The sequence below is a fragment of the Winogradskyella pulchriflava genome, from assembly GCF_042434315.1.
GTDB lineage: Bacteria > Bacteroidota > Bacteroidia > Flavobacteriales > Flavobacteriaceae > Winogradskyella > Winogradskyella pulchriflava.
On the sequence record NZ_JBHLTQ010000019.1, the window covers coordinates 108,868 to 134,074 of the forward strand.

A 25,207-nucleotide genomic window follows, 5' to 3' on the forward strand; every position below is an offset into this window, starting at 1 on the left:
TTCAAGCATGCAGCTTTGAAAGCGAATGGTGCTTTAGCAATTTCCTAATAAATCGTTTTGAATTTTTGGTTTAGTATTAAAAAAAAATGTCCACCGGACAATTTTCATTTAATAGTGTTTCAAGACAAAATGAATAAGAGAAAAAGTATAACAAAAGATTCCTGCGTGCGCAGGAAATGAATATGAACATTTTAGATAAAATAGTAAGAGATAAACGCAAGGAAGTTGATTTAAAAAAATCTATTATACCTTTTGCTCAACTTGAAGCATCAGTGCTTTTTAATAGTGAAACAAATTCACTCGCCAATAATTTAAAGCAAAGCTTATCCGGAATTATAGCTGAGCACAAGAGGCGTTCACCATCTAAGTCTGTAATTAACCAAAATCTTAATGTCCAGGATGTTGCCATTGGCTATGAAAATGCTGGAGTAAGTGGTATGTCTGTATTAACAGATAATAAATATTTTGGTGGATCTTTAGATGATCTAATCTTAGCTAGAGCTAGTTGCAACCTACCACTATTAAGAAAAGAGTTTATAATTGACACTTATCAGATAGTAGAAGCAAAAGCTTATGGAGCTGATGTTATTTTGCTCATTGCAGCAATCCTAACTAAGGAAGAAATAAAGCAGTATTCAGAATTAGCAAAAAGTTTAAATCTTGATGTCTTATTAGAAGTTCACAACCAAGAAGAATTACAAAAATCGATTATGCCAAGCATAGATATGCTCGGTGTAAATAATAGAAATCTTAAAACTTTCGAAGTTAGTTTAGAAATTTCAAAAACATTAAGTCAGCAGATACCAGATGAGTTTATAAAAGTTTCTGAAAGCGGTATCAGCTCAATTGAATCCATAAAAGAATTACAACCTTATGGTTACAAAGGTTTTCTGATTGGTGAAAACTTTATGAAGACAAACAATCCTGGTGAAAGTGCTAAGGGTTTTATCGGAAAATTAAATAAAGACTAGTAATATTATTGAAAAATAAATTATGAATTAAACTTGAAATTCCGACAAAGTCGGAAACAACGATTTTCAGAAATAAAGAGCGAAAAAGCGGAACTGCGAAGCGAAGCTTCAGGCATGTAGCTTTGAAAGCGAATGGTGCTTTAGCAATTTCCTAACAAATCGTTTTGAATTTTTGATTCGTTTTGTTTCAAGACAAAATGAATAGAAAAAGAATTAACAAAATAGATTCCTGCCTTGCTTTTCCGCTAAAACTAAGGCGACAAGCGGACGCAGGAATGACAAAAAAAGAAGCGAGGTGAGATTCCCGCTTTCGCGAGAATAGATGAAACTAAAAATCTGCGGCATGAAATATAATACCTCTGAAGTTGCACAATTGCAACCAGATTATCTTGGCTTTATATTTTATGACAAATCACCAAGAAATTTTGAAGGTACTATTACAAAATTACCAAAAGGCATTAAAAAAGTAGGTGTTTTTGTAGATGAAAAAGTAGAAGTTATAGTTAATCATATTGAAAAACATCAACTAGATGCAATACAACTTCACGGTCATGAATCACCAGAAGTTTGTCGTCTATTAAAAACCACTAGAAAGGAAATCATAAAGGTGTTTTCTATTAAAAATGAATTCGATTTTAGTATTCTAAAAGATTATGAAGACGTAGTAGATTACTTTCTTTTTGACACTAAAGGAAAATTACCAGGAGGCAACGGTTATACTTTTAATTGGAATGTTCTAAACAATTATCCATCAACCAAACCATACTTTCTAAGTGGAGGTATTGGATTAAATGAAACTGAAAGTATCCTATCATTCCTGAGTAAGCAGGAATCTAAATATTGTCATGCCATAGACGTGAACAGTAAATTTGAAATTGAACCTGGATTGAAAAATATTGAAGACTTAGAAAAGTTTAAGACTGAATTATATAAATAGTATTCAGTTACTATGCGTTGAAAATAAAAAGATTAGAAGATTTAGACAAGAAATAAAAACAACAAAAATGAAAGTCCCGAGTTCCGACAGCGTCGGAATCAACGATTTTCAGAAATAAAGAGCGAAAAAGCGGAACTGCGAAGCGTAGCTTCAAGCCTGTAGCTTTGAAAGCGAATGGTGCTTTAGCAATTTCCTATAAATCGTTTTGAACTTTTGGTTCGTTTTGTTTCAAGACAAAATGAACAGAAAGTAAAAATTTAAGTAAAACTAAAATAGATTCCTGCCTGCGCAGGAATGATAAAATCATGAGCTACAACATCAACAACAAAGGCTATTACGGAGAATTTGGTGGAGCATACATTCCAGAAATGCTATATCCAAACGTTGAAGAACTGCGCCAAAACTATTTAAAAGTAATGGCAGAACCATCGTTTCAAAAAGAGTTTCATCAACTACTCAAAGATTACGTAGGCAGACCATCACCACTCTATTTTGCCAAACGCCTTTCAGAAAAGTATAATACAAAAGTTTATCTAAAACGCGAAGATTTAAACCATACTGGCGCTCATAAAGTCAATAATACCATCGGTCAAATCCTTATGGCAAAACGTCTTGGCAAAACCAGAATTATAGCCGAAACAGGAGCTGGTCAACATGGTGTAGCTACAGCAACCGTTTGCGCATTAATGGGCATTGAGTGTATTGTTTATATGGGAGAAATTGACATTGCCCGACAAGCACCAAACGTAGCACGAATGAAAATGCTCGGTGCAGAAGTACGACCAGCATTATCGGGTAGTAGGACTTTAAAAGATGCCACCAATGAAGCTATTAGAGATTGGATTAACAATCCAGTAAATACACATTATATTATTGGCTCTGCCATTGGACCTCATCCATATCCAGATATGGTAACAAGATTTCAGTCTATAATATCAGAAGAAATAAAGTGGCAACTCAAAGAAAAAGAAGGTAAGGAAAATCCTGACTATGTTGTTGCCTGTATTGGTGGAGGCAGTAATGCTGCAGGCACTTACTATCATTTTTTAGACAATAAAGATGTTGGTATTATTGCTGTAGAAGCTGCAGGAAAAGGGATTCATTCTGGTGAAAGTGCAGCTACTTCTGTTTTAGGAAAAGAAGGTATCATTCATGGATGTAAAACGCTATTAATGCAAACCAAAGACGGACAAATTACTGAGCCTTATTCCATTTCAGCAGGATTGGATTATCCAGGAGTTGGTCCTTTACATTCGCACTTATATAAAACTGGTCGTGGTGAATTTTATTCAGCCACAGATAATGAAGCTATGTTAGCTGGCTTAGAGTTATCAAAGTTAGAAGGTATTATTCCTGCTATTGAAAGCTCACATGCCTTAGCTATTTTTGCACATAAGACTTTTAAGCCAGATGATGTAGTTGTGATTAGCTTATCAGGTCGAGGAGATAAAGATTTACAGAACTATATTGATTATTTTAAATTATAAAACGTCATGCTGAACTTGTTTCAGCATCTTATAAATTAGAAATTAAAGTTTAATTAAAAAGATACCTGCCTACGCAGGCATGTTATGAACAGAATAAATCAAAAACTAAAAGAAGACAAAAAAATTCTATCCATATATTTTACAGCAGGTTACCCAGCAATTAATGATACTGCAACTATCATTAAAAATCTAGAAAAAAATGGTGTAGATATGATAGAAATAGGTTTACCATTCAGTGACCCTTTAGCTGATGGTCCAACGATACAAGCTAGTTCTACAGCTGCTCTAAAAAATGGAATGACTACAGAAAAACTCTTTGAGCAACTTAAAGACATCAGACAAACTGTATCTATTCCGTTAATTATAATGGGTTATTTTAATCCAATGCTACAATATGGCATTGAGAATTTTTGCAAAATATGCCAGGAGGTTGGTATCGATGGCTTAATAATTCCAGACTTACCTGTAGATGTCTATAACGAACAGTACAAAGCCATTTTTGAAGCCTATGGTTTAATCAATGTATTTCTAATAACACCACAAACTTCTGATGAAAGAATTCGTTATATAGATTCTGTATCTAATGGTTTTATTTATATGGTAAGTTCTGCCAGTACAACAGGAGCAAAAGTAGGTTTTGGAAATGAACAAACGGAATACTTTGAACGCATAGCTAATATGAATCTTAAAAACCCTCAAATTGTAGGTTTTGGAATTTCAAACAATGAGACCTTTACACAAGCCACAAAATATGCTAAAGGAGCAATTATAGGAAGTGCATTTGTAAAGCATGTTACTAATGAAGGGATTGATAGCATTGGTACCTTTGTAAATACTATTTTATAGAATGAGAGTTACAAAGGATTGGCATATTCTATTATTCTCAATTATATATCTATTATGCTTTCCATTGATTTATGCTCTAATATATGGCGACTTTAATGGCTATCTACTTTATTTATTGATATGGATGATCATAAATATACCATCATTCCTAATCGTACTGATATTATTATTTTGCGAATCCTATAAAGGTAAAAAAGTGCCAAATTATATTTATCACTTATTATCGATAATTTTAACTTCTATTATCTTCTTATTTTTTTTAAATACAGATGGAGATCCAAAAAATATTTATCCCATTTTCCAAGAAAATCAATTTATACTTATACTATTCTCTGGTATTTCACATTTAATAGCTTTTAGTACTATTGAATTCATAAAAAAATAATAGCTTTAAAAAATGCCTCTTAACATAGTCCTTATAGAACCCGAAATTCCAAACAACACTGGTAACATTGGTCGTTTAGCATTAGCAACAGGCTCTCGCCTACATTTGGTAAAACCCTTTGGTTTTGAAATTGATGATAAACGCCTTAAACGTGCTGGCTTAGATTATTGGCAGCATTTAGAAGTTATCTATTATGATTCCATAAATGATTTCTTCACGAAAAATAAGGATGCCAAAATGGTATTCTTATCAAGCCATGGTAAACAATCGCATTGGGACATAACCTTTGAAAATGATATGTTCTTAGTATTCGGAAAAGAATCTGTAGGCTTACCAAAACGATTAATAGAAAAGCACCAAGATCAACTTTTTAAAATTCCACTATATAGTACAGAAATTAGGAGCCTTAATCTTGCCAATGCTGTAAGTATTATTGTCTATGAAGGTTTACGACAACTTAGTTAATATTTTCACAAAAACGATTTACCCTTTAAACCTAATTAAAACGAAAAAGTCATAGTAGTGTTCGTTAATTAAAAACACACAAAATTATGATTTCAAAAACATTAAAATTTAGTTTATTAGTAGTTGCAATATGTTCAATTTCATTTGTAACTGCACAAGAAAGAAAAGAGAAGAAAAAAGCTAATCCAGAAGAGGTATTTAAAAAACTTGATGCAGATGCAAACGGTTCATTGTCCTTAGAGGAGTTTAAAGCTAAACGTTCTCGAAAAGGTGACACAGAAGCCGCAGATGCTCATTTTAAGGCTTTAGACAAAGATGCTAATGGTGCATTATCTTTAGAGGAATTTAAAACAAGAACAAAACCATCTAAAGAAGAACGTTTAAAGCAACGCTTTGAAAAAATGGATGCTAACGCAGATGGAAGTATCGACTTTTCTGAATACGAAGCATTTTTTGAGAAAAGTGAAAAACAAAGAAAAGAGCGTAAGCCAAGACCTCGTAATAAGAAAGATTAAGCAAAATATATCCTCTAGAGTTTCTAGAGGATTTTTTTTTGGATTAAAACCCACGTAAATGGTTTTCGTTTTGTAACTTTTCAAGAAAGAAAACAAAACCTGTGAAGCACTCTAAAACTTATAACTTTTTTTCGGAATTTTTACAAATCGTATTTGGAATTACGCTTGCTAGTATAGGTCTAAAAGTATTTTTGCTACCCAATGGTTTTTTAGATGGAGGTGTCACAGGGATGGCGCTTTTGGTAGGCAGTCAGTTTGATATTGACATTTCGGTTTTATTAGTTCTTTTTAGTATTCCGTTTTTAATTTTAGGATACTTTACCGTATCAAAATCCATAGTTATAAAATCCATCCTCAGTATTATAGGCTTAGCACTCTTTATACATTATGAAACTTTTGAAACTGTAACCAATGATAAACTGCTTATCTCAATATTTGGTGGTTTGTTTTTGGGAGCTGGCATCGGAATTTCAATAAGAAACGGTTCTGTTCTTGATGGTTCTGAAATTTTAGGTATTTACATCAATGATAAATTTGGCATCAGCATTGGCCAAGTGATTCTATTCTTCAATATTATTCTTTTTAGTATTACGGCTTGGGTCATTTCTACAGAAGTTGCCCTCTACTCTATTCTCACTTATATCGTTACGGCAAAAGTCACCGATTTGGTTATTGAGGGTTTTGAGGATTTTATTGGTGTTACTATTGTCTCAAAAGAATATAGAACCATAAAACTTGCCATTATGAAAGATCTCGGAGCAGGTTTAACAACCTATAAAGGGTCTAAAGGTTTTGGCAGTAAGGGAGAACAAGAAGATTTTGATATTATACACACCGTTATTAACCGTATCGATATTAAAAAAATGCATAGAATTATTGACCGTATTGATGAAAATGCCTTTATAATTGAGTTTGATGTTAATTCAGTAAAAGGTGGTGTGCTACGACATTATTTAGACAAAAAGAAAAACAAGATATTACCCAAGATTTAATGCCGTTTCTTTAACATATTCAAATACATGTTTTCAACCTTGGTTCTTGCCCAAGGTGTACGTCTTAAAAATTTTAAACTCGATTTTACAGAAGGGTCATGAGTAAAACATCTAATGTTTATCTCGTAGCCCATATATTCCCATCCATAATGGGCTTGCAGCTCAGTAATAATCTGTTCTAATTTTACTCCGTGTAATGGATTGTTGGGTTGGGTTGACAAACTATAAGTTTTTAACTAATGCTTTAATCTTTACTGCCTTTTCAAAATGATCTAGCTTGTGTGTTTGTATCCACCAAGTAGCAGCTTCCATTAATAACTCAGGATTATCATTTTTATTTTTGAAAAAGGCATAAAAAGAGATACCAACATTAGTTCCTTTTTGCGTAATTTTCTTATCGCAAACTTCTAGGATTTTAGTTTTTAAACTTGGAGTCATTACTTAATTTCTATTATCAGAATTTCGTCTTCGATTTCGATTTCTATTTCTATTTCGGTTTGAAGTTTTACTCTTAGCGTTTCTAGAATTAGAGTTTCCACTACGACTTTGGTTTCTATTTCTATTCTGACCTGGTTTTATCGGTTCAGTTGAAGCATTAGGGTCGGGTTCAAAACCTTCAAGGATTTCAACCTCAATTTTCATATCGATGAGCTTTTCAATATCTCGCAAAAATGTAGTTTCATCTGCACTTACCAAAGAAATGGCTTGGCCACTTGCTCCTGCTCTACCTGTTCTACCAATTCTATGCACGTAGTCTTCAGAAATATTAGGCAATTCAAAATTTATAACATGTGGCAACAACGGAATATCCAACCCACGAGCCGCAATATCTGTAGCAACAAGCACTCTAATAGAACCATTTTTAAATCCAGCTAAAGCTTTTGTTCTTGCACCTTGGCTTTTATTACCATGAATAGGAGCGGCAGAAATACCTGCACTTATCATTTTCTTGGATAACTTATTAGCTCCGTGTTTGGTTCTGGTAAAAACCAAAACTTGTTTCCAATTGCCATCAGAAATCAGCTTAATAATTAAATCCGTTTTTTTGCCTTTAGCAACACGATATACCTTTTGTTCTATAATTTCTACAGCTGTATTCTCCGGAGTTGCTTCAACCTGAACAGGATTATTAAGAATAGAATACGCTAGTTTTTTAATATCCTTAGAAAAGGTCGCTGAGAACATTAAGTTCTGTCTTTTGTCTGGCATCAGTTTCATTACACGTTCTATATCGCGTAAAAAACCCATATCCAACATACGGTCTGCTTCGTCTAACACAAAGATTTCGACACGTTTTAGAGATAATGCACCTTGACTTTCCAAATCGATTAAACGGCCTGGTGTTGCCACCATAATATCTATCCCTTGTCTTATTTTAGCAACTTGTGGTTTTTGGTTGACTCCACCAAAAATAACAGCACTCTTTAAATTTACAAACTCGCTATATTCCTTAACATTAGCATAAACCTGCGCTGCTAACTCACGTGTAGGAGTTAATATCAAAGCTCTTATGGGTCTAAATTTCTGTTTAGGATTTTCGGATAATAAGTGTAATAATGGCAGTGTAAAACCTGCGGTTTTCCCAGTGCCTGTCTGTGCCGAAGCTAAGACATCTTTACCTTCTAAAACTGGCGGAATGGCTTTGGCTTGTATTGGTGAAGGTGTTTCGTATCCTTTTTTACTAATGGCTTTTAGTAAAGGCTCGGATAAGCCTAGTGATTTAAATGACATATAAATTTTTTGGCAAATGACCTTCTAATTTATAGCGTCATTTTTCTTAGCCGCAAAGGTAGTGTTAATTTATTCGTTACCTTGTATTTAGTTGACTTTCTGAAAATTTTCGATTAACTTCGATTAACGTTTGATATAAGTCATTAAAACGGACTCATATCACTAAAGTTAAACGATCTTCTTCAAAAAAACTCAGCATACTGCATTACTCTAAAATTAAAGGTGTTAAATTCTGGATCTTTAGCTTTGAGTTGTTTGTATAATGGTAATCTGCTTATTGAAATGTTTGCTGCTCCAGAGCCTGAGGTTAGAGATACGGTTTTTATGGTTCGTTTTGTTTGGTCAGATTGCTTCGTTTCTCTCGCAATGACGGGAAATGAGAATTCATGAATTCGTGGCACCTCATTACTTACCAATTCTAATTTTAGGTTGTAATCTTTTAAGTGTTTTCTAAAAAAATATTCTGGTCCGTTTTTGCTGTTGCCTCCTGTAAATAAAATGGTTTCTATACTTGGATATTGTTTTAAATACCCAACCACATCTCGCAGTTTAATATTCTGCATACCTAAGTCTGAGGCATCAATTTTTTCGCGTTCTGCGCTTTCTACAATATCACAAACACCAATTTTGTGTTTTATTAGAAACGCTTTGCGTTGGTCAATAGCTTCATTAGAGTTATCGTACCGTAAATTGAGATTATGGATTTTATCTATAAACAACCACAACGAATTGTAATAACTTCCATAACAGAAGTCCACATCTTTTTCTAATAACTCACCTGTTGAAAATCGTGGTGGTGGCAGTGTGCCAACGATTAGTTTTTTAGTGTTATTTTGTATAAATGGTTGGTATGGATGTTTGTGTTTGAACATATCTTTGTTGTAGAAATCTACACTACTTCAATAAAAGTAAACCTTAGCAAGACACTTCGACTGCGCTCAGTGTGACATATAGAAATGACAAACTATAATGTTTTCAATAATCGTTCAACCTCAACAATGGTAGTTCTATAGATACGTCTGTTGGGTTTTGTCATGTGTGCGATTCTACTGAAATTTCTTGTAATAGCTCTTTACCCTCAGAGGTTCTGTTATTTTCTAAATAGAATTTTGCCAATTCAAGTCGCTCTTCATAGTTAGAATATGGTCTGTCTATTTGTTTTAATTCGGTTTCGGCTTTTTCAATTTTTCCTAATTCTTTCAATGCCAAACCATAGCAAAATTGCTGTTTAGAACCCTTAAACTCTGATTTATTGATAATCTGTTCAGCATGTTCTACAACACCTATATAATCCTTAAGCTGAAAATAGCATAGTACTAATTGTTGTCTGGCGTATAAATCATTTTGATCTGTATCTTCTAGGGTTTTCTTATAATTTAAAATAGCATTTGGCATATCATTATTCTGCACATAAGCATCAGCCAGTTCTACTCTATTAGCATAGGTGTCCGAAAATTCCAGCTTCCTTTCTAAATCCTTTATCTTCTTGGTAGGATTGATAATAGACGTAATTTCACTCTGAATTTTGTCTGCATCATTCTTATTATACACCTGAGTGATAATATAGATTAGAGAGCCAATAACTGGAATGAAAAAAATTAAAAAGAACCAATAATATGGTTTATGGTTTTTGTACACATGATAAATACAAAAAGCCTGAAGCGCAACAATTAAGTAATAATGCATGAATTATAATTAGACCCTTAAATATAAAAACTATCTAGTAAAAACCAACTCGTTTTCAGATGATAAGTCTTCACTAAAACCGTAGCCTTCATAGTTAAAACCTTTAACATCATCAATAGTTTTAGCGTCTATATCTATAATATAACGCGTCATATAACCTCTGGCTAATTTAGCATACGTCATTATGGTTTTGTATTCACCATTTTTTAGGTCCTTGAAATTTGCAGTAACTACAGGTACTTTTAACGTTTTTGTATCAATTGCTTTAAAATACTCATTACTTGCTAAGTTTAGAAAAAGTTCGTCATCCTCTAACTCATCATTTAAGGCTTGTGTTACCTTCTTTTTCCAAAATTCATAAAGGTTTTTGTTTTTACCTACTGGTATTTTGGTTCCCATTTCTAGTCGGTAAGGCTGAATTAAATCCAAAGGTTTTAAAACACCATACAATCCTGAAATAATACGTACTGTATCTTGTACTTTATCGAGTTTCTTAGTATCAATAGTATATGCATCGATTCCTCTATAGACATCACCACTAAAGGCATACAAGGCTTGCCTTGCATTGTCTTTTGTAAACGGTAATTGCCATTCTTGGTTACGCTCATAGTTGAGTTGCCCAAGGTTATCTGAAATGCTCATAAGCTTTGATAAACTTTTGGCAGATTTTTTTTTTAGCAGTTTGTTTAAACGTTCTGCTTCTGCTAAAAAACAACCTTCAGACGTTTTAGTTGTTGGCAGTTTGGTTTCAAAATCTAATGACTTAGCTGGTGATAGTACGAGTTTCATAAAAAGCCCCTTTTGATTTCCCCAGAGGGGAAAAATTATAACTCAAAAATACAATCTTAAATAGATAGATTGAAATTGAATTGAAAACAATTTTTGATAGTGATATAATTAAAGTCTATATCGCTTTAGTAAATGAACTTTCTTTCTGAATTTAGAACTTGGATGCTGTGTTAGATGCTGTAATAAATTCAGCATGACAAAAAAAGGATATTATAGTTCCTTAGGAGTCTTGATGTTTTGCGTAATGCCTCCATTTTTCGATACATTGTTGTATATCTTCTGGTATTTCGGATTCGAACCTTAAAAACTTACCAGTTGTTGGATGTTCAAAACCTAAGGTTTTAGCGTGCAACGCTTGTCTTGGCAAGACTTTAAAGCAATTATCTACAAACTGCTTGTATTTAGTAAACGTGGTGCCTTTTAAGATTTTTTCACCACCATAACGCTCATCATTAAAAAGTGTATGTCCAATGTACTTCATGTGCACACGGATTTGGTGTGTACGACCAGTTTCGAGCTTACAGCTTACCAAAGTTACATAACCTAAGCGTTCTATAACCTTGTAATGCGTTACTGCTGGTTTGCCTTTGTAGGCTTCATCTCCTTCGTAAACTGTGTTCTGTAAACGGTTTTTAGGATGACGACCTATATGACCTTCAATAGTGCCTTCGTCTTCAGTCATATTTCCCCAAACTAATGCTACATATTCTCTTTCGCTTGTTTTTTCGGCAAACTGATTGGATAAATGTGCCATGGCTTCTTCGGTCTTAGCAACAACCAATAAACCACTTGTATCTTTATCTATACGATGCACCAAACCTGGTCTGTTGCTGGAGTTGTTTGGTAGGTTTTCAAAATGATAAATTAAGGCATTTATTAAAGTACCTGAATAGTTACCATGACCAGGATGCACCACCATACCTGCAGGTTTATCTACAACGAGTAAGTCATCATCTTCGTAAACAACAGTTATAGGAATATCTTCAGCAACTAGTAGATGTTCGTGCGGAGGATGCTCAAACTTTACAGTAATTTGGTCGTTGGGCTTTACTTTATAGTTAGACTTTACTACATTTCCGTTTACAAAAATGCTTCCATCTTTTGCTGCAGCCTGAATTTTATTGCGTGTAGCATTTTCAACAAAATTCATTAAATATTTGTCTATTCGGAGTGGTTGCTGACCCTTTTCTACCTTAAAAGCATAATGCTCATAAAGTTCGTCTTCCTGATCAGAACTATCTAAAATATTTGGCATCCTTATTATCGTTTTCCATTTCCTAAAACCAAATCTATAGTAGATGTAAGTGGTAACAATGTACCTGGTTTTAATGTTTTGCCTTCGTGCTTCATTCCTAAAACAACATCTTTACCAATGTTATCTATATATGTAATGTCACCTACTTTAAACTCTAAGGCTTCTAACTGTGGTTTTGCTTGTCTAAAAGTACGCTTTAGGATATTTGGCACTTCAACTTTACGGTAACCCGAAGGATTAAGTATAAGGTATATTTTTCTATTTTCTTTAACCTGAGAGCCTGCTTCTGGATTTTGTTCTATAACCGCAAACTTTGGATAGTTAGGATTATAGTTTGCAGAATCTTGAATTTTCATTTGAAGATCATTGTCCTCCAATTCAATCTTTACGGTTTCAATTGATTTACCCTTTAAATCTGGCACAACAACAAATTCGCCATGGTTTGTAGTTATATCTAACCATTTTAATATAATAAAGCATAATACTACAATGGCAACAATGGCCAATGCTAATTGCTTAAAAAACACTTTACTGGTAAGAAATTTAACTAAACTCATAAGCTTACTGATTGATTGACAAAACTAATAAATTATAACGTTATAATAACGGCACAAAATTAAAATACGTATCAAAACTGCATTTAGTTTGTTGAAAATAAATTATACATTTACATTACTCTATGGAGTTTAAAATATCTCACGCTAAAAACATAGCGTAGATACTTAAAATACTGATATAAATTCAGCACAAGCAAGTTTAGCATAAATGAAGAAAAATATTGCAATTATAATGGGTGGTTACTCCAGTGAGTATCAGATTTCCCTAAAGAGCGGCAACGTCGTATATGAAACTTTAGACAAGGAAAAGTACAATTCTTATCGTATCCATATTTTTAAGGATAAGTGGGTTTTTGTAAATACTATGGATGAAGAGTTTCCTGTTGACAAAAATGACTTTTCGGTTTTAGTAAACGAAACAAAAATTACTTTTGATTGTGTTTTTAATGCCATACACGGTTCGCCTGGCGAAGATGGTTTTATGCAAGGTTATTTTGAATTATTAGGCATGCCACAAACAAGTTGTAGTATGTACCAAGCTGCTTTAACCTTTAACAAGCGTGATTTGCTTGCTACTCTAAAACCTTATGGTATAAAAACTGCCGAAAGTTATTATTTAAATCTTGGCGATGAGATAAATGAAGATGCCATTGTCGCTAAAGTTGGCTTACCTTGTTTTGTAAAAGCCAATAAAGCTGGTAGTAGTTTTGGGATTTCTAAAGTTTATAAAAAAGAAGATTTACAAGCTGCTATTGAGAACTCTTTTAAAGAGGACAACGAAATTATCATTGAACAGTTTTTGGATGGCACTGAGGTTTCCGTTGGAGTTATTTCATACAAAGGAAACACCAAAGTTTTACCAATTACCGAAATTGTATCTGAAAATGATTTCTTTGATTATGCTGCTAAGTACGAAGGCAAATCTCAAGAAATCACTCCTGCAAGGCTCACTGAGGATTATAAAACCAAAGTAGAAACTGTTGCCAAAAAAATATACGACGTATTAGGTATGACAGGCTTTTCTAGAAGTGAGTTTATCTTTAAAAACGATGAACCTTATTTACTGGAAGTTAATACGGTTCCTGGCTTAACTAAAGAAAGTATTTTACCTCAACAAGCTAGAGAAGCAGGCATAAGCTTACAAGATTTGTTTAGTAATGCTATTGAAGAAGCATTCAAAAAGTGATGATTTTTGAATTACAACTTTTGAATAGTTTACTCAATTTCTTAATTCTTATCTTTGTTAGAGTTTAATTTAAAAGATTTCTGCTATCGCAGAAAGTAAACATGAAAAAAGCACTTTTCCCTGGTTCGTTTGATCCTATTACTAATGGCCATTTTGATATTATACAACGTGGCATCAAACTTTTTGATGAAGTTGTTGTAGCCATAGGTATCAATGCCGATAAAAAATATATGTTTTCTTTAGAAGAAAGAAAGCAGTTTATTGAAGAGGCTTTTAAGAACGAACCAAAAGTAAAGGTTGTGACCTACACAGGCTTAACGATAGATTTTTGTAAAGAGATCGGTGCGGAATTTATTTTGAGAGGTCTAAGAAATCCTGCTGATTTTGAATTTGAAAAGGCCATTGCCCATACCAACAGAAAATTGTCTAAAATTGAAACGGTATTCCTTTTAACTGCTGCAAAAACGTCATTTATATCATCTTCAATTGTTAGAGATGTCATTAGAAATAATGGTGACTATACGGTTTTGGTACCTGATAGTGTTAGAGTTAAATAATATTATTCCGTCTGGCTTTTTGAACAGCTTCTAACTTATTGTGCACTTGAAGTTTTCTGTAAATATTTTCAATATGCTTTCTTATTGTGCCTGTGGAAAGTATTAAGTTATCTGCAATAGCATTATAGCTTAAACCCTTACTTAACTGCTCTAAAACATCTACTTCGCGATCTGTGAGTTTAATGTTTTCTATCTCTTGTTTGCCTTCTGCTACAAAAGGATTTCGTAATAACTTTAAGGTTTTTAAGGCTATTGAAGGGTTCATTGCTGCACCACCATTCAAGGTTTCTAAAATTCCTGAGTGTAAATCACCTGCATTTATCTCCTTCAACAAATAGCCGTCTGCACCAGCTTTTATTGCGTTAAAGATGTTTTCGTCATTATCAAAAACAGTCAGCATAATAATCTTAATGTGTGGATATTTTTGCTTTACTTTCTCCGTAGCTTCAATACCATTCATTACTGGCATTTCTATATCCATTAAGATTAAATCTATATTATTGTTTTCTTCTAACTTTTCGAGCGCATCCATACCATTCATAGCCGTATATCTTACCTCTAAATCTTCAAAAAAAGACAGTTTTTCTTCTACTGCTTTTATTAAGAAGGCATTATCATCTACTATGGCTATTCTAATATTCATGGACTTAAATTTAGTCTAAAGTTTGCAATTCTTGTCTTAAAAACAAATACGTAAACTATCGTATTTTACATTTGTAAGGTTACTGTGGTGCCTTCATCTATAATAGAATGTAGGTCTAGCTGTCCTTTTATTTCATTAGCACGTTTTTTCATATTATTAATACCGTTACCAAGTTTTACAGTATTCTTATCAAAACCATTACCGTTATCTTTTATTTGTATAACCAAATTATTGTTTTGCACAAAAATATTGACATCTATTTTAGTTGCATCTGCATATTTTAAAGCATTGTTAATGGCTTCTTGTATTATTCTGTAAATGTTCATTCCTTCCACCGAAGAAAACGACATATCTTTATTGACAGTCTCATTAACAGCAAAATGAAACTTAATATTCCTAGAGGCTAAATTGGCTTTATCTATAAAGTTAGAAATTCTTATTTCAAGATCTTCAAAAGTAATTTTATCCTTATTCATGGCCCAAATTGTATCTCTAAGCTCATAGATTGTTCCAGACGTAAAGTTGCTAATAGCGTCTAACTTAGTGTTTAACTTCTCATCTTTTATATCAAAACCATATTTTAAATTATCAATTGAAGAAATTATAAAAGTGAGCTGCGCACCAATATTATCGTGTAAATCTCTAGAAATTCTTAAACGCTGCTCCTGTAGTTTGTTTTGGGTTTCAATCTTTAGCAAAGCGTCCTTTAATTCGTTTTCCTTTTGTAATTGTTGATTTTTAAGACGTTGCTGATTAAAAAACAGATAACCTATTAATCCCAAAATCAAGGCAATTGCAGCCAAGCCTAACAATTGGTAATCTCTCTTTTGAATTATTAAATCTTGCTCTGCTATTTCGGCGCGTTGTATTAAGATTTCTTTTTCTTTTTTTTCAGTTTCGTACCTAACTTCTAAATCTGCTATTTTTTGGGCATTTTTTTCTGAAAAAATTGAGTCTTTAAGCTTTATATATATTGCCTTTTGCTTTCTGGCTTCACTAAAATTTCCTAACATATAATTACTCTCGGCATCAGTAAGGTAAAGGTCAGCAGAAATCAGCTCTATCTCAGGATATTTCTTAACTAGATTAAATCCTTCGGTTACATAACGCTTTGCTACTTTTGGTAAATTTTTTTCATTATAAAGTGTAGCAATGTTGTTGTAGGTTGAAAGCATTCCTCTTTCATCACCATCATAATTTTCTTTCTTTTTTAGAGCTTTTAAATAGGTCTCTAATGCCAAATTTATGTCACCTTTAGAGTTGTATGCATTAGCTAAATTGTCTAAGATTTTATAATAGTCTATTCTATTATTTAAACGCTCTGCCAGCTCTAATCCTCTTTTGTATGTTGCAATTGCCTCATCAATTCTTCCTAAATCTTTTAGGTTGATTCCAATATTATTTAACGAAGCTATCTGTTCATTTTCTTGATTGTATTTTTCTCTTACTTCTAATGCTTTTCTGTGATATTGAAGTGCTTTTTCACTAAGGTTCATTTCTTGGTAAATTAGCCCAATATTATTAAGTGAAGACGATGTTGACCTTTCATTTTTTGAGGCTTCATCCATCTTTAAGGATTGAAAAAAATAATCTAAGGCTTTGTCATAGTTTCCTCTATTCCAATTAAACATTCCTAGATTATTAATGCACATGGACTCTATATTCTTAAACCCATAATCCTGACTCATTTTCAGGGCTTTTTCAAAATAAAAAGCTGCAGAATCTGATTGCCCAGTTATGTCCATATAAATACCATGAGTGTTGACAAGCTCTGTTAATCCGAAGTTGAAATTGGCTTCCCTTGCATATTGTTTACCTTCTTTGATGACCTCTAGTGCTTTTTTAGTGTCGTTAAACACATAACTAAAGGCTAACTTATTGAACATTCTAATTTTTACAGAATCATTCTTGGTATGGCGAGCAACGGTTAGTAAACTATCAAGATTTTGAGAATAAGCATTGAAACTGAGTAATATGCCTAAGCAAATTAATAGGTGTTTTTTCATACTAAAAAAAGAAAAAAGCATCAATGGTATGCTGTTAACTTTAACAGAACATATCGCTGATGCCTTCTTCAAAAATTGATTAATAGCATATGTAATATATAACAATTTTTTACTCATTTTGGTTTTTTTCGATAAATGGACTATTTCAAAAGATTAAGCGTAATCGCTTAATGATTACGCCTAATCGAAACAAATCTCAACAACAAGATTTATTGGCTAAGGTTATAGGCGTAAATGGTTTTATCATTTGGTTTGTAATACAAATAACCACCAAACTCATCAACTTTATATTCAGGTTTCTTATCCTTTAAGATAATCTCCTTTTCAACATTACCAGAATCTTTGTTTATTTTAATTAATCCTACACCGTCATCAAGCTTAGTAAGAATAAATTGAGAATTTTCTGTTGCTGAAGTTGCCTTAAAACGTTTTGCCAACTCATTAAAAGAAGCAGTTCCTATAGCCGAAAACATATCCTGTGCTCTTTTCATCTCTGCACCATACTGATTATATTGTCCTAAATAATTTTTATTAGCACCTGCTCTTGCTGCTGCACTCATAGCCATTCCTGTTGATGCTACAGCAGTTACACCTGCTAAAATAGCACCAAAAGCACTTATTCCCGGAGCTCTATGATACTCATGCCAATTAGTTTTACCTTCCCAATCAAGCAACATCATGTTCTGATCTGAAGTTAATAGAATTCCTCCATCTCTTACCTCAATATGTGTTGGATCTTCTTTGCCTTCAAAATCCGCTTCTACTAATAGCTCTGAAGCACCAGAATCTGCGTCTATACTAAACAGCTTTTCATCTGCAGCGATTAAATATCTATTGTTCTTTTCATCAAAGGTAGAACTTACTGTAGTAGCTCTTTTAAACTTTAACGGTTTTGCCCATACTTGTTCGCCAGAATTAAGATTTACAATATTTGCATCTTCTGAAGTAATGTAAATAAGACCTTGAGGCGTTTCTGCCATGGTCAAAATATTTTCACCTGTTTTTAATGGCTTTTTAAATAAAGTATTTCCGTCGTAAGATATTTTGTTGATACCTCCTGATTGGATACCAAAAAGGATACCATCTTCCATGATATAAAAATGCTGTACATAACCTTTTGTTTTTGGTGCTTTATCCCAGAGGTCTTCTCCATTAGCCGCATTAAACATTGTAATTTTAGATTCTGATTTAGCAGCTAGAGCACCACTTCCACCTGCCACATCACTAACAACCGCTAACCCTTGAGATAAAATCTGAAAATTTGAAACACTTCCTTTTACTTTACGCTCGTCTTCCCATGCCTCGGTACCGTTAGCGTTGATTTTATAGATTCTAGTGTTTTTACCATTTGTTGTTGCAGCAAAAGCATATATATCGGTCTCAGTCTCGTTACTCGTCATCCAATTAACATTTTTTACTTTATTTTCCCATAGCGTTTCACCTGTTTTTGATTTTGCTATTATACCTTGACTTGTAGGAATCAGCAATTTGTCTTTTAAAAGCAAAGGTTTCCCAGTAACAGCATAATGTTTCATGGTTACTTTACCAGGTGTTAATAAGAAAAATGAATAGTCTTCCTCACCGGTTCCTAAGTCATAAACAGCAACTTTAGGAGTTACATTTTCAGCTTTACCACCACCCTTTTGAAAACCGCTAACTACTAATTTGTTTTGAGGCATCATAACATCGCAAGTAAATACATTTTTCCAGTTTTTAGACTCTGTTGTAAAAAGCACTTTACCAGATACATGATCTATAACAGCCTTTTTGGAAGATAAGTTTGCAAAACCTGTTTGACCAACCATTACATAAGGAGATAGTGGTATATAATTTAATTCTTCTGGTTTTACTTTTCCATAATCCGTAAAATTAAATAGCAACTCATTAGAGCCTGGTTTAATTCCCACCAAACCGTCATTGGTGGCTACCACCACTGTTCCACTTTGTGTGATTGTCATATCATTAATTTTAGCTCCTAAATCGAAACTAAAATCTGGTGATTCTGCTTTTTGAGCATACAATGATGCTGCACCCAAAACGAGGGTCAGCATCATTACTTTATTTATTTGAGTTAATAGCGTTTTCATAAATAAAAAGTTATTTATTGAACTTGCTTATTTAAGTTAAAGGAACCATCTGTTATTGTTTTTACAGATTGGTCTCCATTAATGTTTTTGCATGTAAACTCAAACGTACCTTTTACCTTATCGTCGGTTTCTTCAGAAACACTTAAAGAACCTACCATTGAATTATCATATGGTGCCTGCCATATTTCGGTTGTAGAATTTTGAGGATTGTTTAAATCCACATCAGTTTCTGTATAAGAAGCTACATTAACATTTGATATTACTGAACCGTCTAAATCATAAGTACCTACACCTTCGTAACCCCAAATTGTGAATGCAAAAGCATTACCATCACTATTTGAAGCAATAATAATTAGATTCTGGCCATTATTAGCTATTGTTGCAGAAGACGAAATCTCCCAAGATTCGTAATTTGCACCATCTACTTTAGCCACTAAAGTTCCTGAAGGCGCACTACCTCCACTACCTCCATCATCACTGCTAGAACATGAATTAAAAGTTACTAATGACACTACCATTATCAGTAACAAGATTTGGTTTAATTTTTTCATCGTTAATTAATTTATTGGTTAATACTTCGACAAATCTCAACAATTAGATAAAGGCAAACCATACGATGAATTGCGTATATTTTTACAAATACCTATATATCAATAAGTTACTTCGAGAATAACACTTAAATCCTAACAAAATATCATGAAAAACCTGTAACAAAAGCTGCTTTTTACCTACATATTATTACAACATTCTCGTTTTTATGTTACATCAATTTACATACATGCTTTTTAGGCTGAAGTTAATTCAGCCTTCTGAAAATGCAATTAAGTATTGGATTGATACTAACGCTATTGCAAAACTAGAATACGCTTTAAAACACGGTAATTATAAAACGCGTCAACTTGCAGCAGAAGGACTAGAGCTCGTTGGACAACCGTCATCCATTCCGGTATTACTCAATGCTATAAACGACAATATACAAAAGGTGTCTATTGCAGCACTAAATGCCCTTGAGACTTTAGGTTGTTCTGATGATTTAGTAATTTCAATAACGAGAAAGCGCTTTAATTGGGTTAAAGAACTTCGTGATAAAGAAGAAAAGGAACAAAATAAAAAACCTAAAAAGCACAATATTTATCGTTGGGAACGTGCCAGTAAAAAATCTTTTGATCGGGTTAAGGAACAACTTAACAAACCTATTCGCTAGGTATTATTACTTAATCAAATTTAAAATGTGGGTGCTTATCACACAAGTCTTTTATATAAGATTGAAGCTTGGTTACAAACTGTTGATGTGCTTCTGACTTTGAATTGAAAGGCTTGTGTTTTAATCCTTTTTGAACCATCTCAACATTTTGCATTGTAATTTCTGTAGCTTCCGAAATCCAAACCTGTTTAAACTTTTCCCAGATGTAATCTATGGCAAGGTCGTTTGGATGAATCATATCTGCATTGTAAAAGCGATAATCCCGTAATTCGTCCATCATAATTTCGTAAGATGGAAAATAATACAACTGATTTCTCGGTTCTACAACTTGATGAATTGCTGCTAACAGATGTGATTTACTTTGAGTATTTTCTACAAAACCATCTTTTGTATGACGTACTGGAGATACTGTAAAAAGAAAACTAACCTTTGGGTTTACACTCCTAACCAAACTTATAATTGCTAGTAAAGATTCTGCAATATCATTAACAGATAGCAACTCTTTTAAAAATGATTTTTGAGGTAATTTATGGCAATTGGCAACTATATGATCTGTTGAAATTTGCCTATACACCCAACTTGTTCCTAATGTGATAATGATATGGGTTGATTCTTGTATTTGTCTATTTGTTTGCTCTAAGGCATTATTAAGGTTGGCTGAAAGTTCTTCCTTAGAACTACTATTTAATTTTGAATGTGCATCTAAACAAGACCATTGTTCGTTATGAAAAATCAACTCATCTTCGGAATAGTAATCCTTGTTTATGGAACGTGTAATTAAGTTTTCAATGGCTTTAGGGTGAAATAGTATTCCGAATGGATTAATAATAGTTTGAAACTTAAAATAGCTAAACTTATCTCCAATATTCTCAGAAAAACACGAACCTAATAACAACAACTTAGAATTATAATCTATTTGGTTGTGTGGTTGTGCTTGTAACGGTATTTTGGTTTGTAATTTCATTTATTAATAAGCAAACTGAGACAAAAGTTATTACGCAGAGATTCACAGAGTTTCACCAAGTTTCACTGAGAAAACACCTATACCTACTCTTTGCGAATCTCTGTGCTTTCTCTCAGTGTGTCTCTGAGAAATCTCTTTACTTTATATAATCTTTAGCAGCCTTTAAAGCCTCTTCAATTCCAGCAGGATTTTTACCACCTGCAGTTGCAAAGAATGGTTGTCCACCTCCACCTCCTTGAATATATTTTCCGAGCTCTCTTACAATAGTGCCAGCATTTAAACTTTTGCTAGCGACTAATTCTTTTGAGATATAACAAGACAGAATTGCTTTTCCGTCATTTTCTGCACCAAATAACAAAAACAAATTATCAAACTGGCTACCAAGCTCAAAACATACATCTTTAATACCAGCTGCATCTAGATCGAGTTTTTTTGCTAAAAATTGAATACCATTAATTTCGGTTAGTTCTCTTTTAAGCTCTCCTTTTATGTTTTTGGCTTTATCTTTTAATAAACTCTCTATTTGCTTTTTTAAATCTACATTTTCAGCTTGCAAATTTTGTAAAGCCTTTACAGGTTCCTTAGCGTTATTGAGCAAATCCTTCATTTCAAAATATGCTCTGTTATTTTCAAAATAAAAATCTTTAACAGCATCATTGGTAATTGCTTCAATACGGCGAATACCAGCTGCAACAGCACTTTCAGATACTATTTTAAAATGCCATATATCTGCTGTATTCTTTACGTGAGTACCACCACAAAGCTCTATAGATTGTCCAAAACGAATGGTACGTACTGTATCACCATATTTTTCGCCAAACAATGCCATTGCCCCATCGTCTAAGGCCTTATCCATTGGTACATTTCTATTTTCTTGCAATGGTAATTTGCCATCGATACGTGCATTGACAAAATTTTCAACATCTCTTAACTCATCTACTGTTAGCTTAGAAAAGTGTGAAAAATCGAAACGTAAATGTTTAGAATGCACTGCAGAACCTTTTTGTTCAACATGCTCACCAAGAATTTCTCGCAATGCCTGATGTAGTAAATGTGTTGCGGTATGGTTACATTCGGTTCTGTATCGCTGTTTTGCATCAACAACAGCCTTATGTGTTTCGACTAAATGATTTGGTAAATTTTTAGCGAAATGTATAGTTATATTATTTTCTTTTTTAGTGTCTAAGATATAAATGACATCACCATTTATGTCTTCTAAATAACCTTTATCTCCAACCTGTCCTCCACCTTCTGCATAGAAAGGGGTTAGATTAAATACCAATTGATACATTTCACCATCTTTTTTGGAGGTTACTTTTCTGTATCGTGTTATTTTTACATTAGCTTCAAGTGTATCGTAGCCTATAAATTCTTGTTCTGCATCATCAATTAATACGGTCCAATCGTCTGTAGATATTTCGCTTGCAGCACGAGATCTGTTTTTCTGAACTTGAAGTTGCTCTTCAAATCCTTTTTCATCTAATTTTAAATTCTTTTCAGATAAAATTAAAGCGGTTAAATCTATAGGAAAACCATATGTATCGTAAAGTTCAAAAGCTTTATCACCAGAAACAGTATCTCCTTTTGTTTCTTCAACAATACGATTCAATAATACCAAACCTTGATCTAAGGTTCTTAAAAATGAGGTTTCTTCTTCTTTAATTACATTTTCAATAAGTTGTTTTTGCGCTTTCAATTCTGGGAAAGCATTCCCCATTTTTTTACTAAGCATATCAACCAGACGATATATAAATGGTTCTTTCTTATCTAAAAATGTAAAACCGTAACGTACAGCACGACGTAAAATTCTTCTAATTACATAACCAGCACCAGTATTACTTGGCAACTGACCATCTGCTATAGAAAATGCTACTGCACGTACATGATCTGAAATAACACGAATAGCGACATCGACTTTTTCGTCTTTACCATAATCTTTATCTGTTATGGTTTCAATTTCACGAATTATAGGTGTAAAAACATCTGTATCGTAGTTAGATTGTACTCCTTGTAACACCATACATAAACGCTCAAAGCCCATTCCTGTATCAATGTGCTTGTTTGGCAAAGCTTCTAAACTTCCGTTAGCCTTACGGTTGTATTGCATAAATACCAAGTTCCAAATCTCTACAACTTGTGGATGATCCATATTTACTAAAGATTTTCCATCCACTTTTGCTTTTTCTTCAGCAGAACGAATATCGACATGGATTTCGCTACAAGGTCCGCAAGGTCCTTGGTCACCCATTTCCCAAAAGTTGTCCTTTTTATTTCCTTTTAGTATTCGGTCTTCAGAGATATATTGTTTCCAAATGTCATAAGCTTCTGCATCCATTTTAAGATTATCAGCATCATCGCTACCTTCAAAAACCGTAACATAAAGAATGTCCTTATCAATTCCATAGACTTCGGTAAGCAATTCCCAAGCCCAAGCAATAGCTTCTTTTTTAAAATAATCGCCAAAGCTCCAGTTACCTAGCATTTCAAAAAGTGTATGATGGTAGGTGTCGTAACCAACCTCTTCCAAATCGTTATGTTTACCAGAAACACGTAAACATTTTTGCGAATCTGCAATTCTATTTTTCTTTGGTTCTGCATTACCTAAAAAATATTCTTTAAAAGGTGCCATACCAGAGTTTACGAACATTAATGTAGGATCATTTTTTAACACCATAGGTGCAGATGGCACAATAAGGTGTTGTTTCCCTTCAAAGAAATTTAAAAATTTAGCGCGAATATCTTGAGACTTCATATAATGAAATTATAGCTTGTTTAGTTTTAATTACCACAATTACAAAACAATTTTTATCTTTACTCACCAATCTCTTAATTTAGATTTTGGTGTTCGTGAACCTACAAATAAACTACAATAAAAAATAATGTAATATTATTTTTGTAGGTTTGGTTGTTTTGCTAGTGAAATTAACACTCAATTAGAGTTTACTAGCTGCAAAAATAGTATAAATTCAGACATGGCTAAGGTAAAATATTATTACGATGCTGAAACGCTTTCATATCGTAAAATAAAGCGTAAAAAAAGAACAACATTTAAGTATGCTACGGTATTTCTTTTAGCAGCTGCATTATTTGGCTTTTTATCTTTTGCAATTGCCAGTAATTATATAGAATCTCCAAAAGAACGACAATTAGCAAGAGAGTTGCAGAATATGCAATTACAATATGAATTGCTCAATAAACGTATGGATGATGCCATAGCTGCTTTAGAAAATGTTGAAGAACGCGATAATGCCATTTACAGATTATATTTTGAAGCAAATCCAATACCTGAAGAGCAAAGACGTGCTGGTTTTGGTGGTATTAATCGTTATAAAAAGTTTGAAGGATTTGACAATTCTCAGTTGATTTCTGAAAGTAACAAGCGCTTGGATATTCTTGAAAAAGCTATTGTTGTGCAATCGAAATCTTTAGATGAAATTGCTAAGCTAGCAGCAGACAAAGAAAAATTCTTAGAAGCTATACCAGCAATACAACCTGTGAATAATGTAGATCTTACACGTATGGCATCTGGTTATGGTTACAGAACCGATCCTTTTACCAAGATTAGAAAATTCCATTTTGGTATGGATTTTACGGCACCTCGTGGCACACCAATCTATGCAACAGGAAATGGTATTGTAAAACGTGCAGATAATAGTTCTACAGGTTATGGAAAGCATATTCGTATAGACCACGGTTTTGGTTACATGTCCTTATATGCTCACTTATACAAATACAATGTTAAGGTAAATCAACGTGTTAAACGTGGTGATTTAATTGGATTTGTAGGCAGTACTGGCCGTTCTGAAGCTCCACATTTGCATTACGAAGTTTTTAAAGATGGTGAACGTATTAACCCAATAAACTTCTATTATGGTAATTTATCTCCACAAGAGTTTGATATCTTGCTTAAGAAAGCTTCATTAGAAAACCAATCCCTCGATTAA

General features: G+C 33.2%; 25 protein-coding genes. 11 read left to right on the forward strand and 14 right to left on the reverse strand.

From position 1 onward, the window contains the following. The first annotated feature begins 182 nt into the window (after positions 1-182). The 7 genes from trpC to ACFFGA_RS15835 all read left to right on the forward strand — a co-directional run bounded on the left by trpC (position 183) and on the right by ACFFGA_RS15835 (position 6,598). Positions 183-971: an indole-3-glycerol phosphate synthase TrpC gene (gene trpC / locus ACFFGA_RS15805; protein WP_386065555.1), complete on the forward strand. Its 789-nt coding sequence runs from the start codon at positions 183-185 to the stop codon at positions 969-971. 322 nt (positions 972-1,293) lie between these two features. Next, on the forward strand, positions 1,294-1,908 hold the full coding sequence (locus ACFFGA_RS15810) for a phosphoribosylanthranilate isomerase (RefSeq protein WP_386065557.1): 615 nt from the start codon (positions 1,294-1,296) through the stop codon (positions 1,906-1,908). Between the two features lie 305 nt (positions 1,909-2,213). Beyond that, positions 2,214-3,395, forward strand: a complete 1,182-nt coding sequence (trpB, locus tag ACFFGA_RS15815) for a tryptophan synthase subunit beta (protein WP_386065559.1) — start codon at positions 2,214-2,216, stop codon at positions 3,393-3,395. An 84-nt stretch (positions 3,396-3,479) separates the two neighbouring features. After that, positions 3,480-4,241 (forward strand): tryptophan synthase subunit alpha, encoded by a 762-nt coding sequence (gene trpA / locus ACFFGA_RS15820; protein WP_386065561.1) that lies wholly within the window; start codon positions 3,480-3,482, stop codon positions 4,239-4,241. 397 nt (positions 4,242-4,638) lie between these two features. Beyond that, entirely contained in the window at positions 4,639-5,091 is a 453-nt protein-coding gene (locus ACFFGA_RS15825) for a tRNA (cytidine(34)-2'-O)-methyltransferase (protein ID WP_386065563.1), read from the forward strand. Between the two features lie 86 nt (positions 5,092-5,177). After that, the gene (locus tag ACFFGA_RS15830) at positions 5,178-5,606 is read left to right on the forward strand and encodes an EF-hand domain-containing protein (RefSeq protein WP_386065565.1); all 429 of its coding nucleotides are present in this window, start codon (positions 5,178-5,180) and stop codon (positions 5,604-5,606) included. Between the two features lie 101 nt (positions 5,607-5,707). Further along, positions 5,708-6,598, forward strand: coding sequence for a YitT family protein (locus ACFFGA_RS15835; protein ID WP_386065567.1), 891 nt, complete (start codon positions 5,708-5,710; stop codon positions 6,596-6,598). Here ACFFGA_RS15835 and ACFFGA_RS15840 read toward each other — a convergent pair. From ACFFGA_RS15840 to ACFFGA_RS15875, 8 genes are all read right to left on the reverse strand, one after another. Continuing rightward, positions 6,595-6,819 carry a VF530 family protein gene (locus ACFFGA_RS15840; RefSeq protein WP_386065569.1) on the reverse strand — a complete coding sequence of 75 codons (225 nt, stop codon included), beginning with the start codon at positions 6,817-6,819 and terminating at the stop codon, positions 6,595-6,597. The two genes, ACFFGA_RS15835 and ACFFGA_RS15840, sit on opposite strands and share 4 nt — an antisense overlap. Position 6,820: 1 nt before the next feature. After that, complete coding sequence (locus ACFFGA_RS15845) at positions 6,821-7,036, reverse strand: DUF6500 family protein (protein ID WP_386065571.1); 216 nt, start codon at positions 7,034-7,036, stop codon at positions 6,821-6,823. Positions 7,037-7,039: 3 nt separating this feature from the next. Next, the gene (locus ACFFGA_RS15850; protein WP_386065573.1) at positions 7,040-8,329 is read right to left on the reverse strand and encodes a DEAD/DEAH box helicase; all 1,290 of its coding nucleotides are present in this window, start codon (positions 8,327-8,329) and stop codon (positions 7,040-7,042) included. A 182-nt stretch (positions 8,330-8,511) separates the two neighbouring features. Further along, entirely contained in the window at positions 8,512-9,201 is a 690-nt protein-coding gene (locus ACFFGA_RS15855) for a uracil-DNA glycosylase family protein (protein WP_386065575.1), read from the reverse strand. A gap of 160 nt (positions 9,202-9,361) precedes the next feature. Further along, positions 9,362-10,015 carry a hypothetical protein gene (locus ACFFGA_RS15860; protein ID WP_386065577.1) on the reverse strand — a complete coding sequence of 218 codons (654 nt, stop codon included), beginning with the start codon at positions 10,013-10,015 and terminating at the stop codon, positions 9,362-9,364. Between the two features lie 30 nt (positions 10,016-10,045). Next, positions 10,046-10,804 (reverse strand): peroxide stress protein YaaA, encoded by a 759-nt coding sequence (gene yaaA, locus ACFFGA_RS15865; RefSeq protein WP_386065579.1) that lies wholly within the window; start codon positions 10,802-10,804, stop codon positions 10,046-10,048. 220 nt (positions 10,805-11,024) lie between these two features. After that, a complete protein-coding gene (locus tag ACFFGA_RS15870) occupies positions 11,025-12,059 on the reverse strand; it encodes an RluA family pseudouridine synthase (protein ID WP_386065581.1) in 1,035 nt (344 codons plus the stop codon). A gap of 5 nt (positions 12,060-12,064) precedes the next feature. Then, the gene (locus ACFFGA_RS15875; RefSeq protein WP_386065583.1) at positions 12,065-12,616 is read right to left on the reverse strand and encodes a PASTA domain-containing protein; all 552 of its coding nucleotides are present in this window, start codon (positions 12,614-12,616) and stop codon (positions 12,065-12,067) included. Between the two features lie 208 nt (positions 12,617-12,824). Here ACFFGA_RS15875 and ACFFGA_RS15880 point away from each other — a divergent pair, with 208 nt between their 5' ends. Next, the gene (locus ACFFGA_RS15880; RefSeq protein ID WP_386065585.1) at positions 12,825-13,802 is read left to right on the forward strand and encodes a D-alanine--D-alanine ligase; all 978 of its coding nucleotides are present in this window, start codon (positions 12,825-12,827) and stop codon (positions 13,800-13,802) included. A 101-nt stretch (positions 13,803-13,903) separates the two neighbouring features. Next, the gene (gene coaD, locus ACFFGA_RS15885; RefSeq protein ID WP_386065587.1) at positions 13,904-14,359 is read left to right on the forward strand and encodes a pantetheine-phosphate adenylyltransferase; all 456 of its coding nucleotides are present in this window, start codon (positions 13,904-13,906) and stop codon (positions 14,357-14,359) included. On the opposite strand, the gene ACFFGA_RS15890 is transcribed toward coaD, so the two are convergent. The 4 genes from ACFFGA_RS15890 to ACFFGA_RS15905 all read right to left on the reverse strand — a co-directional run bounded on the left by ACFFGA_RS15890 (position 14,352) and on the right by ACFFGA_RS15905 (position 19,646). Next, positions 14,352-15,002, reverse strand: coding sequence for a response regulator (locus tag ACFFGA_RS15890; RefSeq protein ID WP_386065589.1), 651 nt, complete (start codon positions 15,000-15,002; stop codon positions 14,352-14,354). The genes coaD and ACFFGA_RS15890 overlap by 8 nt on opposite strands. 65 nt (positions 15,003-15,067) lie before the next feature. Continuing rightward, complete coding sequence (locus tag ACFFGA_RS15895; RefSeq protein WP_386065591.1) at positions 15,068-17,008, reverse strand: tetratricopeptide repeat-containing sensor histidine kinase; 1,941 nt, start codon at positions 17,006-17,008, stop codon at positions 15,068-15,070. A gap of 209 nt (positions 17,009-17,217) precedes the next feature. Next, complete coding sequence (locus ACFFGA_RS15900; protein ID WP_386065593.1) at positions 17,218-19,095, reverse strand: outer membrane protein assembly factor BamB family protein; 1,878 nt, start codon at positions 19,093-19,095, stop codon at positions 17,218-17,220. A gap of 14 nt (positions 19,096-19,109) precedes the next feature. Beyond that, positions 19,110-19,646, reverse strand: coding sequence for a DUF6252 domain-containing protein (locus tag ACFFGA_RS15905; protein ID WP_386065595.1), 537 nt, complete (start codon positions 19,644-19,646; stop codon positions 19,110-19,112). A 206-nt stretch (positions 19,647-19,852) separates the two neighbouring features. Here ACFFGA_RS15905 and ACFFGA_RS15910 point away from each other — a divergent pair, with 206 nt between their 5' ends. Then, complete coding sequence (locus ACFFGA_RS15910) at positions 19,853-20,299, forward strand: HEAT repeat domain-containing protein (RefSeq protein ID WP_386065597.1); 447 nt, start codon at positions 19,853-19,855, stop codon at positions 20,297-20,299. Between the two features lie 10 nt (positions 20,300-20,309). Here ACFFGA_RS15910 and ACFFGA_RS15915 read toward each other — a convergent pair whose 3' ends face one another. Next, positions 20,310-21,263, reverse strand: a complete 954-nt coding sequence (locus ACFFGA_RS15915; protein ID WP_386065599.1) for a GSCFA domain-containing protein — start codon at positions 21,261-21,263, stop codon at positions 20,310-20,312. Between the two features lie 136 nt (positions 21,264-21,399). Continuing rightward, entirely contained in the window at positions 21,400-24,015 is a 2,616-nt protein-coding gene (alaS, locus tag ACFFGA_RS15920; RefSeq protein ID WP_386065601.1) for an alanine--tRNA ligase, read from the reverse strand. A 220-nt stretch (positions 24,016-24,235) separates the two neighbouring features. On the opposite strand from alaS, the gene ACFFGA_RS15925 reads away from it, so the two are divergent. Continuing rightward, the gene (locus tag ACFFGA_RS15925; protein WP_386065603.1) at positions 24,236-25,207 is read left to right on the forward strand and encodes a M23 family metallopeptidase; all 972 of its coding nucleotides are present in this window, start codon (positions 24,236-24,238) and stop codon (positions 25,205-25,207) included.

Coding starts and splice junctions, on each gene's coding strand:
- trpC (WP_386065555.1), top strand. CDS start 183: ATGAACATTTTAGATAAAATAGTAAGAGATAAACGCAAGGAAGTTGAT.
- ACFFGA_RS15810 (WP_386065557.1), top strand. CDS start 1,294: ATGAAACTAAAAATCTGCGGCATGAAATATAATACCTCTGAAGTTGCA.
- trpB (WP_386065559.1), top strand. CDS start 2,214: ATGAGCTACAACATCAACAACAAAGGCTATTACGGAGAATTTGGTGGA.
- trpA (WP_386065561.1), top strand. CDS start 3,480: ATGAACAGAATAAATCAAAAACTAAAAGAAGACAAAAAAATTCTATCC.
- ACFFGA_RS15825 (WP_386065563.1), top strand. CDS start 4,639: ATGCCTCTTAACATAGTCCTTATAGAACCCGAAATTCCAAACAACACT.
- ACFFGA_RS15830 (WP_386065565.1), top strand. CDS start 5,178: ATGATTTCAAAAACATTAAAATTTAGTTTATTAGTAGTTGCAATATGT.
- ACFFGA_RS15845 (WP_386065571.1), bottom strand. CDS start 7,036: ATGACTCCAAGTTTAAAAACTAAAATCCTAGAAGTTTGCGATAAGAAA.
- ACFFGA_RS15850 (WP_386065573.1), bottom strand. CDS start 8,329: ATGTCATTTAAATCACTAGGCTTATCCGAGCCTTTACTAAAAGCCATT.
- ACFFGA_RS15855 (WP_386065575.1), bottom strand. CDS start 9,201: ATGTTCAAACACAAACATCCATACCAACCATTTATACAAAATAACACT.
- ACFFGA_RS15860 (WP_386065577.1), bottom strand. CDS start 10,015: ATGCATTATTACTTAATTGTTGCGCTTCAGGCTTTTTGTATTTATCAT.
- yaaA (WP_386065579.1), bottom strand. CDS start 10,804: ATGAAACTCGTACTATCACCAGCTAAGTCATTAGATTTTGAAACCAAA.
- ACFFGA_RS15870 (WP_386065581.1), bottom strand. CDS start 12,059: ATGCCAAATATTTTAGATAGTTCTGATCAGGAAGACGAACTTTATGAG.
- ACFFGA_RS15875 (WP_386065583.1), bottom strand. CDS start 12,616: ATGAGTTTAGTTAAATTTCTTACCAGTAAAGTGTTTTTTAAGCAATTA.
- ACFFGA_RS15880 (WP_386065585.1), top strand. CDS start 12,825: ATGAAGAAAAATATTGCAATTATAATGGGTGGTTACTCCAGTGAGTAT.
- coaD (WP_386065587.1), top strand. CDS start 13,904: ATGAAAAAAGCACTTTTCCCTGGTTCGTTTGATCCTATTACTAATGGC.
- ACFFGA_RS15890 (WP_386065589.1), bottom strand. CDS start 15,002: ATGAATATTAGAATAGCCATAGTAGATGATAATGCCTTCTTAATAAAA.
- ACFFGA_RS15895 (WP_386065591.1), bottom strand. CDS start 17,008: ATGAAAAAACACCTATTAATTTGCTTAGGCATATTACTCAGTTTCAAT.
- ACFFGA_RS15900 (WP_386065593.1), bottom strand. CDS start 19,095: ATGAAAACGCTATTAACTCAAATAAATAAAGTAATGATGCTGACCCTC.
- ACFFGA_RS15905 (WP_386065595.1), bottom strand. CDS start 19,646: ATGAAAAAATTAAACCAAATCTTGTTACTGATAATGGTAGTGTCATTA.
- ACFFGA_RS15910 (WP_386065597.1), top strand. CDS start 19,853: ATGTTACATCAATTTACATACATGCTTTTTAGGCTGAAGTTAATTCAG.
- ACFFGA_RS15915 (WP_386065599.1), bottom strand. CDS start 21,263: ATGAAATTACAAACCAAAATACCGTTACAAGCACAACCACACAACCAA.
- alaS (WP_386065601.1), bottom strand. CDS start 24,015: ATGAAGTCTCAAGATATTCGCGCTAAATTTTTAAATTTCTTTGAAGGG.
- ACFFGA_RS15925 (WP_386065603.1), top strand. CDS start 24,236: ATGGCTAAGGTAAAATATTATTACGATGCTGAAACGCTTTCATATCGT.